Annotated in this window: 14 protein-coding genes; 12 read left to right on the forward strand and 2 right to left on the reverse strand. The window is 61.9% G+C overall.

Going from position 1 to position 13,172, the window contains the following annotated elements:
* Positions 1 to 57: 57 nt before the first annotated feature.
* The 10 genes from B9A15_RS12775 to B9A15_RS12820 all read left to right on the forward strand — a co-directional run bounded on the left by B9A15_RS12775 (position 58) and on the right by B9A15_RS12820 (position 10,581).
* Positions 58 to 1,065, forward strand: coding sequence for an ABC transporter permease subunit (locus tag B9A15_RS12775; RefSeq protein WP_084410479.1), 1,008 nt, complete (start codon positions 58 to 60; stop codon positions 1,063 to 1,065).
* Positions 1,066 to 1,156: 91 nt separating this feature from the next.
* Positions 1,157 to 2,023, forward strand: a complete 867-nt coding sequence (locus tag B9A15_RS12780) for an ABC transporter permease subunit (protein ID WP_084410576.1) — start codon at positions 1,157 to 1,159, stop codon at positions 2,021 to 2,023.
* A 67-nt stretch (positions 2,024 to 2,090) separates the two neighbouring features.
* Positions 2,091 to 2,930 carry a hypothetical protein gene (locus tag B9A15_RS12785; protein WP_084410480.1) on the forward strand — a complete coding sequence of 280 codons (840 nt, stop codon included), beginning with the start codon at positions 2,091 to 2,093 and terminating at the stop codon, positions 2,928 to 2,930.
* Entirely contained in the window at positions 2,930 to 3,904 is a 975-nt protein-coding gene (locus B9A15_RS12790; protein WP_084410481.1) for an ABC transporter ATP-binding protein, read from the forward strand. The genes B9A15_RS12785 and B9A15_RS12790 overlap by 1 nt, the downstream gene beginning before the upstream one ends.
* Positions 3,901 to 4,899, forward strand: a complete 999-nt coding sequence (locus B9A15_RS12795; RefSeq protein WP_084410482.1) for a dipeptide ABC transporter ATP-binding protein — start codon at positions 3,901 to 3,903, stop codon at positions 4,897 to 4,899. The genes B9A15_RS12790 and B9A15_RS12795 overlap by 4 nt, the downstream gene beginning before the upstream one ends.
* Before the next feature lie 327 nt (positions 4,900 to 5,226).
* Positions 5,227 to 6,303, forward strand: coding sequence for a polyamine ABC transporter substrate-binding protein (locus tag B9A15_RS12800; protein ID WP_139798377.1), 1,077 nt, complete (start codon positions 5,227 to 5,229; stop codon positions 6,301 to 6,303).
* Positions 6,304 to 6,327: 24 nt separating this feature from the next.
* A complete protein-coding gene (locus B9A15_RS12805; RefSeq protein WP_084410483.1) occupies positions 6,328 to 7,470 on the forward strand; it encodes an ABC transporter ATP-binding protein in 1,143 nt (380 codons plus the stop codon).
* 21 nt (positions 7,471 to 7,491) lie between these two features.
* A complete protein-coding gene (locus B9A15_RS12810) occupies positions 7,492 to 8,382 on the forward strand; it encodes an ABC transporter permease subunit (protein ID WP_084410484.1) in 891 nt (296 codons plus the stop codon).
* Positions 8,379 to 9,194 carry an ABC transporter permease gene (locus B9A15_RS12815; RefSeq protein WP_084410485.1) on the forward strand — a complete coding sequence of 272 codons (816 nt, stop codon included), beginning with the start codon at positions 8,379 to 8,381 and terminating at the stop codon, positions 9,192 to 9,194. Before B9A15_RS12810 ends, B9A15_RS12815 begins: the two co-directional genes overlap by 4 nt.
* 307 nt (positions 9,195 to 9,501) lie before the next feature.
* Positions 9,502 to 10,581, forward strand: a complete 1,080-nt coding sequence (locus B9A15_RS12820; protein ID WP_084410486.1) for a helix-turn-helix transcriptional regulator — start codon at positions 9,502 to 9,504, stop codon at positions 10,579 to 10,581.
* 33 nt (positions 10,582 to 10,614) lie between these two features.
* Here the strand turns inward: B9A15_RS12820 and B9A15_RS12825 are convergent, their stop codons facing one another.
* A complete protein-coding gene (locus tag B9A15_RS12825; RefSeq protein WP_084410487.1) occupies positions 10,615 to 11,715 on the reverse strand; it encodes a quinone-dependent dihydroorotate dehydrogenase in 1,101 nt (366 codons plus the stop codon).
* A complete protein-coding gene (locus tag B9A15_RS12830) occupies positions 11,712 to 12,059 on the reverse strand; it encodes a DUF952 domain-containing protein (RefSeq protein ID WP_084410488.1) in 348 nt (115 codons plus the stop codon). The genes B9A15_RS12825 and B9A15_RS12830 overlap by 4 nt, the downstream gene beginning before the upstream one ends.
* Before the next feature lie 255 nt (positions 12,060 to 12,314).
* On the opposite strand from B9A15_RS12830, the gene B9A15_RS12835 reads away from it, so the two are divergent.
* The gene (locus tag B9A15_RS12835) at positions 12,315 to 12,674 is read left to right on the forward strand and encodes a DUF4258 domain-containing protein (RefSeq protein ID WP_170923283.1); all 360 of its coding nucleotides are present in this window, start codon (positions 12,315 to 12,317) and stop codon (positions 12,672 to 12,674) included.
* Between the two features lies 1 nt (position 12,675).
* Complete coding sequence (locus tag B9A15_RS12840) at positions 12,676 to 13,125, forward strand: helix-turn-helix domain-containing protein (RefSeq protein WP_244556938.1); 450 nt, start codon at positions 12,676 to 12,678, stop codon at positions 13,123 to 13,125.
* Positions 13,126 to 13,172 lie beyond the last annotated feature (47 nt).

Below are 13,172 nucleotides of genomic sequence, written 5' to 3' on the forward strand. Positions count from 1 at the left end.
CTCTGGATCTGCGCGGCAAGAATGGCGTGAACCCCCGAATCGGAGAGCGGACAGCCCATGCTGCGCTTCTTCCTATCGCGCGTCCTCGTGCTCATCCCGACATTCATCGGCGTGTCGATCGTCGCCTTCGCCTTCATTCGGCTGCTGCCGGGCGATCCGGTGGCGCTGATGGCCGGCGAACGGGTGATGGACCCGGAGCGTCATGCGCAGATCATGGCGCAGCTCGGCTATGACCGACCGCTGATCGTGCAATATCTCGATTATCTCTTCGGCCTCTTCACCGGCGATTTCGGCACCTCAATTGTGACGAAGCGCGGTGTCGCAGGCGAATTCTTCACCCTGTTTCCCGCAACGCTTGAACTGTCCTTCTGCGCCATCGTCATCGCGGTGGCGATCGGCGTGCCGGCGGGTGTCTTCGCAGCGGTCAAGCGCGGCTCCTGGTTCGACCAGATCACCATGGGCGCGGCTCTTGTCGGCTATTCCATGCCGATCTTCTGGTGGGGTCTTCTTCTCATCATCCTGTTTTCGGGAACGCTCGGCTGGACGCCGGTCTCGGGTCGCATCTCGCTGCTCTACTATTTCCCGCAGGTCACCGGCTTCATGCTGATCGACAGCCTCCTATCCGGTCAGGAGGGGGCCTTCACCTCGGCGCTGTCGCATCTGATCCTGCCCTCGGTGGTGCTCGCGACGATCCCGCTCGCCGTCATCGCCCGCCAGACGCGCTCGGCCATGCTCGAGGTGCTGGGCGAGGACTATGTGCGCACCGCGCGCGCCAAGGGCCTCAGCCGCTTCCGCGTCGTCGGCGTTCACGCCTTGCGCAACGCCATGATCCCGGTGATCACCACGATCGGCCTGCAGGTCGGCGTCTTGATGGCGGGTGCCATCCTGACGGAGACGATCTTCTCCTGGCCGGGCATCGGCAAATGGATGGTCGATAGTGTCTTCCGCCGGGACTATCCGGTGGTCCAGGGCGGGCTGCTGCTCATCGCCCTCGTCATCATGATCGTCAATCTCGTCGTCGACGTCCTTTACGGCGTCATCAATCCGCGCGTGCGCGCCCGCTAAATTTGAGGAGGCGACGATGAGCCATATCGAAGCACAGGAAGCAGGCGAGGGGGTCGGAGCCGACGTGCCGGACCGCGAGCCCGCGAAGAGCATGCGGCGGCAGATGCTCGCCGAGTTCTGGTATTACTTTTCCGAGAACAAGGGCGCGGTGGTCGGCCTTGTCGTTTTCATCGCCATCGTTTTGATCGCATTGGCCGCGCCGCTGATCGCGCCCCATTCGCCTGTTCTGCAGAACCGCAACGCGCTGCTCATCCCGCCCTTCTGGCAGGAGGGCGGCTCGACCGCCTATCTTCTCGGCACGGACGCGGTCGGGCGCGACATCCTTTCGCGCCTGATCTTCGGGGCGCAATATTCGCTCTTCATCGGCGTCGTCGTGGTGGTCATCGCTGTCACCGTCGGCATCGCCGTTGGTCTCATCGCCGGCTATGTGGGCGGCTGGGTCGATACGGTGATCATGCGGGTGATGGACATCATCCTCGCCTTTCCCTCGCTGCTTCTCGCCCTCGTTCTCGTCGCCGTGCTCGGCCCTGGCCTCGTCAATGCGATGATCGCGATCTCGCTGGTGCTTCAGCCCCATTTCGTGCGGCTGACGAGGGCTTCGGTGATGGCGGAGAAGAACCGGGAATATGTCACCGCCGCGCGGGTCGTCGGGGCTTCGCCTCTCCGCCTCATGGTGGTGACGATCCTGCCGAACTGCCTTGGGCCGCTCATCGTTCAAGCGACGCTATCCTTCTCGAACGCGATCCTCGATGCGGCCGCCCTCGGCTTTCTCGGCATGGGAGCCCAGCCGCCGACGCCCGAATGGGGCACCATGCTTGCCGAAGCGCGCGAATTCATCCTGCGCGCCTGGTGGGTGGTGACCTTTCCAGGCCTTGCCATCCTGGTGACGGTGCTCGCCATCAATCTCGTCGGCGACGGACTTCGCGACGCGCTCGATCCGAAGATGAAGCGGAGTTGATTCATAGGGGTGCGGCGAGTGAATGCGCTGTGTCAGAGTTTATTCTCGTTCCCGCTAGGAGCATTCAATGCTGAATGATGCTTTTTCAGCTTATTGGGACGTATTGACAGCTCGTCCGACTGCGCCTGTCGAGCCTCTTTCCTTCGTGCAGACCGTCTTCAGCAAAGACAGCCTCCTGGGAGCGGCCATCGTGGGAGCGGGTGCATGGCTCGGCAAAAAAGGTATCGAAGCTCTCACGGATTCGTGGCGGCAGGAAAAACGCGAGCGCGAGGCGATGGTCTGGGTCATGACCGAGACAGCATCGCGGATCTCAAGTGTGGAAGAGCATTTTCCGAAGGCGGCGCTGCCGACGCTGATCGAACGACTATCGAGGACAAGCCGGAAAAAGCCGTTCCGATTCTACCTCGTGTCGTCCTACGATACACGGTCCTATGAGGCTTTCAGGCAAACCGCCTATCGCTACGGTCCAAGGGTGATTGCGGCATTCCACCGCTATGTCACTCTGGATCAGTTTTGGGTTGCCCAATATGAAAAGCTTGGGTCGGATGACTTCGCCGATTTGCCGTTTGAGCGAAAAAAGCTCGCGGTGACGTCGCTTTTTCAGACGACGGAAGAACTTGTCGCTGCCGGCAAGGACTTTCTGTACCAGCTTTCGCTCGATCGACGAGCGGCATCGCGCGGTGCTGGAATGGTACCATTTGATAAAGAGGCGGCAGAGGCACGCAACGCACTAAAAAGCCTGTCGCGTATCATCGACGACAGGGCATGCAGCAAACTAAAACAAAAACTTGAGGCGATTGATAATGAGTTGAAGCCTTTGCTTCACCCCTTCGAACATTCAGATAAGCGGGAGTACGGGGCCAGTCATGGCGATGCTCCGGTTCAAACGCGATCGGACGAAAGATAATGCCCCTTCTCTCTATCCGCAACCTGTCGGTCACCTTCGCCACAGCCTCCGGCCCGTTCAAGGCCGTCGATGGCGTCGATCTCGCCGTCGAGCCGGGCGAAGTGCTCGGCATTGTCGGGGAGTCGGGCTCCGGCAAGTCGGTCGCCATGCTTGGTCTGATGGGCCTTTTGCCGCCATCTGCAACCGTGACCGCCGACGAGATCGCCTTTGAAGGCCGCGACATGCGGGCGCTCGGTGCCCGTCAACGGCGCAAGATCATCGGCAAGGACGTCGCCATGATCTTTCAGGAGCCGATGAGTTCGCTCAATCCCTGCTTCACGGTCGGCCATCAGATCAAGGAATCTCTGAAGGTTCATCTCGGTCTCGACAGAAGCGCGCGCAAGACGCGGGCCGTCGAGCTCTTGTCGCAGGTCGGGATCCCCGAGCCCGAGCGCCGCCTGTCGGCCTTTCCGCATCAGCTGTCGGGTGGCATGAGCCAGCGCGTGATGATCGCCATGGCCATGGCCTGCAATCCAAAGCTCCTCATCGCCGACGAGCCGACGACCGCCCTCGACGTCACCATCCAGGCGCAAATCCTCGATCTTCTGGTCGATCTGCAGAAAAGCCAGGGCATGGCGATGATCCTCATCACCCACGATATGGGCGTCGTCGCCGAGACCGCCCAGCGTGTCGTGGTTCAATATGCCGGTCAGCAGGTCGAGCGCCAAAAGGTCTCGACGCTGTTCGATCATCCCCACCATCCCTATACGGCCGCGCTCCTTTCGGCGATCCCCGAGCGAGCGACGGGCAAGCGCCTGCCGACCATTCCGGGCGTTGTGCCGGGGCAGGGCGACCGGCCAAACGGCTGCCTGTTTAACCCCCGCTGCCCGCGCGCCGACGATCGCTGCCGCACCATCGTGCCGCCTCGCCAGCCCGCCAGCCTCGGCGAAGCGCTCTGCCATTATCCCCTTGAAGCCGTCGGAGAAGCCGCGTGAACGCGATCGTCACCGCCAAGGATCTCAGCCAGATCTACGAAGTCAAACGTGGGGTCTTCGCCAAGCCGCTGGAGCTCAAGGCCGTCAAGGAGGCGAGTTTCACCGTTCAGGAGGGCGAGACCCTCGCCATTGTCGGGGAATCGGGCTGCGGCAAGTCGACCCTCGCCCGCATCCTGACGATGATCGAATCCCCCAGCGAAGGCGAACTCGTCATCGATGGCGTGACGATCGCGGCAAGCGGCGCCGGAAGCGATGCCAAGCGCCTGCGCTCCATCGTCCAGATCGTCTTCCAGAATCCCTATGGCGCGCTCAATCCGCGCCAGAAGGTCGGCGCGATCCTGGAAGAGCCGCTGAAGATCAACACCAAGCTGTCCGCCGGCGAGCGGCGGAAAAAGGCCGAGGCGATGCTCGCCGAGGTCGGCCTGCGCCCTGAGCATTACGGCCGCTATCCGCATATGTTCTCCGGCGGCCAGCGTCAGCGCATCGCGATCGCCCGCGCGCTCATGCTGGAGCCGAAGATCCTCGTTCTCGACGAGCCGGTCTCGGCCCTCGACGTCTCGATCCAAGCGCAGATTCTCAATCTTCTCGCCGATCTCCAGGAGCGGCTGAACCTCACCTATATCTTCATCAGCCACGACCTCTCAGTCGTGAAGCATGTGGCGAACAGGGTGATGGTCATGTATCTCGGCCGGCCTGTGGAGATCGCGCCCAAGGACGTGCTCTATGCCGAGCCGAAGCACCCTTATACACGGGCGCTCCTCTCGGCGACGCCCGCTACACGGCCCGAAGATCGCGGCGAGCGTATCCGGCTGACAGGCGAACTGCCGTCGCCCTTCAATCCACCGCCTGGCTGTTCCTTCAATCCGCGCTGCCCTTATGCGAATGATCGCTGCCGATCCGAGCGACCGCTGCTCAAGCGCCATGGGGCGAGCGATGTCGCCTGTTTCGCCGTGGATGAAGGACGCCTACCCGGCCTTGAAAAGGACGCTGCGTAACATTCGTCCACCCTTTGCCGACCGCACGCTGATATTCGTTCCACGTCGATCGCGGTGAGGCGAGACACTGAGCCGTGGCCGGGGCGGGAGCTTCGGCTCCGGGTCACGAATTGGCATTTGAATGGGCATCCGTTCGCTTTGCTTAAGGGCAAAGCAAAGCCTTGCCCTTGCCGTCCGAGCGTTGCACACTCTCTTCAGACGAGAAGGAGCGAGTTCTGCCGCGTGATTCCTTTCGAGGGCTTGCGCCGGCATGACGGCGACGGCAATTCGGAGGCAGACGTTTTGGTGAAACGCAATTTCCACGCATTCGGAACGGCACTCGGCGCGATCGCCGCGCTGTCGGCCATAATCGGCCTATCAAGCCCCGCAAGCGCGCAGGAACGTGTCGTCAACGTCTATAATTGGTCCGACTATATCGACGAATCGATTCTGTCCGACTTCACCAAGGAGACCGGGATCAAGGTCGTCTACGACGTCTTTGATTCGAACGAAATCCTGGAGACGAAGCTGCTCGCCGGTGGCACGGGCTACGACGTGGTTGTGCCGACCGGGACCTTCCTGGCCCGCCAGATCAATGCCGGCGTGTTTCAGGAACTCGACAAGTCGAAACTGTCCAATTGGGACAATCTCGATCCCGACATCCTTGAGCGCCTCGCCATGTATGATCCCGGAAATGAGCATGCCGTGAACTATATGTGGGGCACGACCGGGCTTGGCATCAATTCGAAAATGGTGAAGGAGCGGCTCGGCGAGGACCAGCCGCTCAATAGCTGGGATCTTCTCTTCAAGCCCGAGCTTGCCGAGAAGCTGTCCGACTGCGGCATCTATATGCTGAACACGCCCGAAGAGGTGGTGCCCGCAGCACTCAACTATCTCGGTCTCGATCCCAATTCCGATAATCCGGACGACCTGCAGAAGGCTGAGGATCTGCTTCTGTCGATCCGGCCCTATGTTCGCAAATTCCATTCCTCCGAATATATCGAGGCACTGGCCAACGGCGACATCTGCATGGCCCATGGCTGGTCCGGCGACATTCTGCAGTCGCGCGACCGGGCTGCGGAAGCCGGACAGGGCGTCGAGATCCAATATGTGATCCCCAAGGAGGGTGCGGTCATCTGGGTCGACAATATGGCGATCCCGGCCGATGCGCCGCACACGGAGGAAGCCTACGAGTTCATCAATTACATGATGAGGCCCGAGGTCATCGCCAAGGCGACGAACTTCGTGAACTACGCCAATGGCAATGCGGCGGCTGACGAATTCGTCGAGCCGGCCATCCTCAACGACCCCAGCGTCTATCCCGACAAGGAGACGCGTCAGCGCCTGTTCGCGGTTCAGCCCAAGGGCCCGCGCGAGCAGCGCCTGCAGACGCGGCTCTGGACCCGCGTCGTGACCGGCCAATAGGCCCGGTTCCTTCGCGCTCCGCCCATGAAGACCCAGTCCCTCGGCTCGATCCGAAAGAGCTTCGCCCCCTGGGCGGACCCGTCCGAGAAGCCGCTGATCCGCTTCGAGAACGTGACCAAGACCTTCGACGGCTTCACCGCCGTCGATGACCTTTCCCTCGATATCTATACGCGGGAATTCTTCGCGCTTCTTGGCGCCTCGGGCTGCGGGAAATCGACGCTTCTGCGCATGCTCGCCGGCTTCGAAAGGCCGACCAAGGGACGCATCGTTCTCGATGGAGAAGATTTGACCGGCATTCCGCCCTATCGGCGGCCGGTCAATATGATGTTCCAATCCTATGCGCTGTTTCCGCATATGAGTGTCGCCAAGAACATCGCCTTCGGCCTCAAACAGGACGGCATGGCCAAATCCGAGCGTGAGGACCGGATCGCCGAGGTTCTGAAGCTCGTGAAGATGGAGCGCTTCGCCAATCGCAAGCCAGACCAGCTCTCCGGCGGCCAGCAGCAGCGCGTGGCGCTCGCCCGCTCGCTCGCCAAGCGGCCGAAGGTGCTTCTGCTCGACGAGCCTCTCGGCGCCTTGGACAAGAAGCTGCGCGAAGAGACCCAATTCGAGCTGACCGATCTGCAATATGATCTCGGAATGACCTTCATCATGGTCACCCATGATCAGGAGGAGGCGATGACCATGGCCGACCGCATCGCGGTCATGGATCAGGGCCATATCCGCCAGATCGGTACGCCGCCGGAGATCTACGAGGCGCCAAGCTCGCGTTTCGTGGCCGATTTCGTCGGCTCGGTGAACATCTTCGAGGGCAAGGTCGCCAAGAAGACCGGCGAGCGCGTCACGCTCGAAACGCCTTCCGGCGGGGTGATCGAGGCCGACAATGGCGGCGCGGCCGAGGCGGGCTCCACCGCCTGGTATGCGGTGCGACCTGAAAAACTGATCATCTCGGCCGAGCCTCTGGATGGCCCGAACGTCTTCAGCGGCGAGGTGTGGGAGATCGCCTATATCGGCGACATGACCCTCTTCCATCTCAAGCTCGACGATGGCTCGATCTTGCGGGTCTCGATGGTCAACCGGGCGCGGTCGAGCCCGCTTCAGCTCACCTGGCACGAGCGCGCCTGGGCCTCCTTCGCGCCCGACGCCGGTCTGGTTCTGGTGAGGTAGAGGTCCATGGCGGCAAGCGGCATGGGCAAGGGAGTCTTCCGGCGGGTCGCCATCGGCCTGCCCTATCTCTGGCTCCTCGCGCTCTTCCTCATTCCCTTTCTAATCGTCCTGAAGATTTCCGTCTCGACGATCGCAACGGCGATCCCGCCCTATACGCCGACCTTCGGCGATATCTCGACCTGGCTCGACGGCATCCGGCAGTTCACCTTCGAGAACTATCTCTGGATCGCGAGCGACTCGCTCTACATCACTTCCTATCTGGAAAGCCTGAAGATCGCGGCGATCTCGACCGTTCTGACGCTCGCGATCGGCTATCCGCTGGCCTATGGCATGGCGCGGGCGCCGCAGCGGATGAAGCCGCTGCTTCTCATGCTCGTCATCCTGCCGTTCTGGACGAGCTTTCTCATTCGCGTCTATGCTTGGATCGGCATTTTGAAGCCAGAAGGTCTTCTGAACCAGTTTTTGTTCTTCCTGGGCGTCATTGATGCGCCCTTGATCATCACCAACACGCCCGTCGCGATCTATATCGGCATCGTCTATTCCTATTTGCCCTTCATGGTGCTGCCGATCTTCGCCAATCTCGACAAGATGGACGGCCGTCTGTTGGAGGCGGCGGCCGATCTCGGCTCGACGCCGCTGCGTGCCTTTTGGACGATCACCTTTCCGCTCTCCCTACGCGGCGTTCTCGCCGGTGCGTTCCTCGTCTTCATCCCGGCGGTGGGTGAGTTCGTCATTCCCGATCTTCTCGGCGGCTCGCGCACGCTGATGATCGGCAAGACGCTCTGGATGGAGTTCTTCAACAATCGCGACTGGCCGGTCTCTTCGGCCGTGGCGATCATCCTTCTGCTCATCCTCGTTGTTCCGATCGTGATCTTCCAGCGCATTCAGGACCGGCAGGAGGCGAGCCGATGAACAAGGGCTGGACCGGCTTCAACATCGCCTCGGTGGTGATCGGCTTCGCCTTTCTCTATCTGCCGATCGTCATTCTGGTGATCTATTCCTTCAACGCCTCCCAGCTCGTGACCGTTTGGGGCGGCTTCTCGACCCGCTGGTATGGGCAGCTCTTCTCCAATCGCGGGCTTCTCGACGCGGCCTGGGTGACCTTGCGGGTGGGGCTCTTATCGGCCACCGTCGCCACGATCCTCGGCACGCTCGCCGCCGTCGCCTTGACGCGTTACACGCGCTTTCGCGGGCGCGTGCTCTTCACCGGCATGGTCTATGCGCCCCTCGTCATGCCCGAGGTGATCACCGGCCTGTCGCTCCTGCTTCTCTTCGTCGCCATCGATTTCGATCGCGGTTTTTGGACCGTGACCCTCGCCCATGTCACCTTTTCCATGTGCTTCGTGGCGGTGGTCGTGCAATCGCGCCTCCTGTCCTTCGATCGCTCTTTGGAAGAGGCGGCGATGGATCTTGGCGCAACGCCTGCGCGAACCTTTCTCTTTGTGACGTTGCCCGTCGTCTGGCCAGCGGTCATCGCTGGCTGGATGCTCGCCTTCACCCTGTCCCTCGACGATCTGGTGATTGCGAGCTTCACCTCCGGCCCAGGCGCGACGACCTTGCCCATGAAGATCTACAGCCAGGTGCGGCTTGGCGTCACGCCGGAGATCAATGCCGTCTGCACAATCCTGGTGGGCCTCGTGACGCTCGGCGTGATTACCGCGACGCTCGTCAACAAGCGGCGCGAGGTGAAGAAATCGCGCGAGGGCGAACTGGCGATGGCCTGAGCCGGGCGGCCATCGAATAGATGGCTTCCGAAGGCCCAGCGCCGTATTGCGCGCGTTTTCGATGAAAGGATAATCCCCCCGAGGGCCGACGCCGTCTCAAAAGAGGCGTCGTGTGACGCGCCTGAGCGCCGAATTTGGGGCAGCTTGGCGGTGGGCGCATCGCCGCCCTCGGAGGTGAGCCTATCGGCTGATCTACATTCGCGCCATGCGAGTGCCACGTCATCCTCCATTTGGGGGATGCCTTAGGGAATTTCTGCCATAGCTTTTTTAGAGTATTTATATCGAGCTTTTTGAAACAGACCGATTGATGACACTGTTCGCAGGTGACCAAGACCTTTTGGGGCGCATCTACGAGGCGGCCTTCGTTCCGGACCTTTGGCCCTCGGTTCTGGAAGAGCTTTGTCAGGTTTCGGGCGGTATCGGCGCAGGGCTCTTTACCGCCGATCCCAATGGCATGCGCTGGGTCGCCACGGACTTCATGAACCAGCTCTTGGCCGATTTCGCCGAGCTCGGACAGCCGGACATCGATGTGCGAACCCTGATCGGCGGGCGCCTGGACTATCCGGGCTTCATGCGCGAACAGGACTTTCTCGGCGATATCGATTTCAGCGAGTTGCCGCTCTATCGCGACTTTCTGTGGCCGCGAGGCGTGGGCTTCTGTGTCGGGACGCCCATCCGCGTCCCGAGCGGCGATCATCTGGTCTATTCGATCGAAGGGCGGCGCGAGGATGGTCCGTTTTCGCAAGCGGTCGTCGCAAGGCTCGATGCTCTGAGACCGCATCTTGCGCGCGCGGCCGTTCTGTCGGGACGTTTTGCCGTCGAACAGGCGCAGGTCGCGACCGAAACCTTGTCGTTGATCGGACTGCCGGCGGCCGTCCTGTCCTTTGGCAATCGGCTGATGGCGGTCAACGCCCTGTTCGAACCGCTCATTCCGCGCATCGTCGAGGATCGACAGACGCGGCTCACCTTCCGTGATGCGGGGGCGGATGCGCTGCTCGACATCGCGCTATCCTCGCAAAATGCGAGCACTGTGCGCTCGATCGCTCTGCGGCCCGGGCCGGAGGAGGCGCCGATGATCGCCCATCTGGTCCCCGTCTGCCGGGAGGCTCGGCACCTGTTCGCCTTCGCCAGCTGGATCATGATCATGACCCGCGCGACCAACGCCAAGATCCCGAGCGCCGACCTCATTCAGGGGCTTTTCGACCTGACGCCCGCCGAAGCAAGGGTCGCTAGGGGCGTTGCCGAAGGGCGCACGCCCCAGGATCTGGCCACCGGCGCCGGTCTATCGCCGGCGACGGTGCGCACCCAGCTGAAAGCGGTCTTTGCAAAGACGGGCGCCTCGCGCCAGGCTGAACTGGTGCGGCTGTTAAGCGGCCTGTCGATCTGACGACGGCTTTGCGCGTTCCGTCTCCGTAAGCCTTCAAGCGGGAAGGTCGGCGCGCTCCACGATTTCGTCCAAACGCCGATCGCGCAAGGCCGCGACATTGCCCATTTCTTCCGCTTCGATATGCGCGAGGAGCCCGCGAAGAATCGCGGCCGGCAGGCCCGGTCCGCCATAGACGAGGCCTGAATAGATCTGGACGAGGTCGGCGCCGGCCTCGATCTTGCCGATCGCATCCGTCGCATCGAAGACCCCGCCGACACCGATGAGCGGCATGTCCCCTCCGAGCGCCTTGCGGAAGAGGGCGAGCACCATGGTCGATTGGTCATAGAGCGGACGACCGGACAGGCCGCCGGTCTCCTGTCCATGATCATGGGCCTCGACGCCTTCGCGAGAGAGCGTCGTATTGCTGACGATAAGCCCGTCGATTTTGCGGCGCTTGGCGACCTCCGCGATCTCGCCGATCGCCGATCGGGTGAGATCCGGCGCCACTTTCAGGAAAACCGGGACCTTGGCCGATGCCGAAACGGCGGCTTCGCCGTTCCTTGCCGCGACCACATGATTGAGCAGCCGGTCGAGCTCGTCCGCTGCCTGCAGGCCGCGCAGGCCCGGCGTATTGGGCGAAGAGACATTGACGGTGAGATAGCGGGCAAGGGGGGCAAAACGCGTCACCCCTTCCACATAGTCGGCGACCCGATCGGCCGCGTCCTTGTTCGCGCCGATATTGACGCCGACGATACCGGGCTTGCGCTGGCGCAAGGCGAGGCGCTCCACCGCGTCGGCATGGCCGCAATTGTTGAAGCCGAAGCGGTTGATTACTGCCTGATATTCGGGAAGCCGGAACAGGCGAGGCTTCGGATTGCCGTCCTGGGGGCGGGGCGTCAGCGTACCCACTTCGACAAAGCCGAAGCCGAGCCGCAACAACGCGTCCGGCACCATCGCATCCTTGTCGTAACCGGCCGCAAGGCCGATCGGATTGGGAAAGGCGATCCCGGCGACTTTCGTGCGGAGCCTGTCGTCGACCGGCACCTTGCCGCCTTTGACGAGACCTTTTCGGAGTGCGGCAAGGGACAGGTCGTGCGCGCGTTCGGGATCGAGCCGGAAGAGGGCCGGCCGCGCCAGGCGATAGAGTGCGCTCATCGCACGCTGGCCGGGAAGGTGTGATGGCCGTCGGGCGCGAGCGGCAGGTCCTCGGCCCAAAGAACCCTATCGAGGGGCAGCGGTCCGTAAAGATGCGGAAACAGCTGGCCGCCGCGCGAGCGTTCCCACTTCAACGCATCGCCCAGCGCGTCCGCGTCGATCGCAAGGAGGAGAAGATCGTCCTCGCCCGAAAAATGCCGCTCGGCCGTCTCGCGCACCTGCGCCCCGGTCGAGAAATGGATGTAGCCATCCTTCAGATCGACGGGTGCTCCCTCGAAGCGGCCCTTTGCCTCGGCCTCCCGCCAAAGCGGGCGCGGAACGATTTTATAGATCGGCGTATCCATGGGCGAAGAGATGCGGCAGCGGTGTGGGAAAATCAATTGGACGGCGCTGCTTCAACCTCTGACGCGAAAGGACTGCCGACGGAAGCCGTTCGAATAAAATTCCGCTTGAATAGCGATATGAGTATCATTGATTGAGATCGATCGGGAATGGAGTTAGGAGCAATAACGAACTTGTAACGAAAAAGGGTCTACCAACGTGTATCACCATGATATATGTTCCTCTCGAAGCCGAGCTGGCGTGGCAGGACAGACGTCGTGACGCAGGCAAAGGCATGGACACCGACGGAGGCGACCAATGGCATTCGGCGTTTTGCAAAAGCGAAGACTCTCGCGCTGACCTACAAGCTCCATGCGCGTGAGCGCATGGCGGAGCGCGGGCTGATCGTCGGTGACGTTCTCTACGTTCTCAAGAACGGCTTTGTTCATGAGGCGGCGGTGCCGGCCACGCGCGTTGGTTATTACAAATACTGCATCGAGAGTCGGACGCCGAACAGCGGTGGCCGACAGGTTCGGCTTGTCGTCATTCCCGACGAACGGGGCCCCCTCATCAAGATCGTCACCATCATGTGGGTCGATGAGGACGCCACCCGAGCCGGCTCGATCCTAGGAGATTGACATGGTGCATCATTACACTGAGAGCGGATTGGACAACGTCTTCATCGATGGGATCCGGATCGAGCGCGACGACGATGGCGACGATGTCGTCACCGTTCCGGCGATCAACGAGCTCCATCGCGTGATCGCTGAAGGCATCGTCCTGCATGGGAAGGGGATGAGCGGCGCCGAGCTGCGATTCTTAAGGACCGAGCTCGGTCTCACCCAAGCCGAACTCGCCCAGCTCGTTCATCGCGACAAGCAGTCGATCGGGCGTTGGGAGCGCGGCGAGATCGAGTTCGATCCGACCGCTGAAACCTTGATCCGACAATTGGCGATCGAAAAGCTCGAGCTTGATGTCGAGGTCGGGATCGGCGAGCTGTCCCAGCGCAGTGTGCCGACGGCCGAGACCCAGCCGATCTCGATCGTCGCCCGAAACGGCGGTAAGGATGGATACGCGCTGGCAGCGTGACTGCGATCGTCACGAACGAAGCCGGGCGTGGACGCTCGGCTTCGACG

The organism is Fulvimarina manganoxydans, from assembly GCF_900176465.1.
GTDB classification, from domain to species: Bacteria; Pseudomonadota; Alphaproteobacteria; order Rhizobiales; family Rhizobiaceae; genus Fulvimarina; species Fulvimarina manganoxydans.

Coding starts and splice junctions, on each gene's coding strand:
- B9A15_RS12790 (WP_084410481.1), top strand. CDS start 2,930: ATGCCCCTTCTCTCTATCCGCAACCTGTCGGTCACCTTCGCCACAGCC.
- B9A15_RS12780 (WP_084410576.1), top strand. CDS start 1,157: ATGCGGCGGCAGATGCTCGCCGAGTTCTGGTATTACTTTTCCGAGAAC.
- B9A15_RS12815 (WP_084410485.1), top strand. CDS start 8,379: ATGAACAAGGGCTGGACCGGCTTCAACATCGCCTCGGTGGTGATCGGC.
- B9A15_RS12785 (WP_084410480.1), top strand. CDS start 2,091: ATGCTGAATGATGCTTTTTCAGCTTATTGGGACGTATTGACAGCTCGT.
- B9A15_RS12840 (WP_244556938.1), top strand. CDS start 12,676: ATGGTGCATCATTACACTGAGAGCGGATTGGACAACGTCTTCATCGAT.
- B9A15_RS12805 (WP_084410483.1), top strand. CDS start 6,328: ATGAAGACCCAGTCCCTCGGCTCGATCCGAAAGAGCTTCGCCCCCTGG.
- B9A15_RS12830 (WP_084410488.1), bottom strand. CDS start 12,059: ATGGATACGCCGATCTATAAAATCGTTCCGCGCCCGCTTTGGCGGGAG.
- B9A15_RS12775 (WP_084410479.1), top strand. CDS start 58: ATGCTGCGCTTCTTCCTATCGCGCGTCCTCGTGCTCATCCCGACATTC.
- B9A15_RS12820 (WP_084410486.1), top strand. CDS start 9,502: ATGACACTGTTCGCAGGTGACCAAGACCTTTTGGGGCGCATCTACGAG.
- B9A15_RS12810 (WP_084410484.1), top strand. CDS start 7,492: ATGGGCAAGGGAGTCTTCCGGCGGGTCGCCATCGGCCTGCCCTATCTC.
- B9A15_RS12825 (WP_084410487.1), bottom strand. CDS start 11,715: ATGAGCGCACTCTATCGCCTGGCGCGGCCGGCCCTCTTCCGGCTCGAT.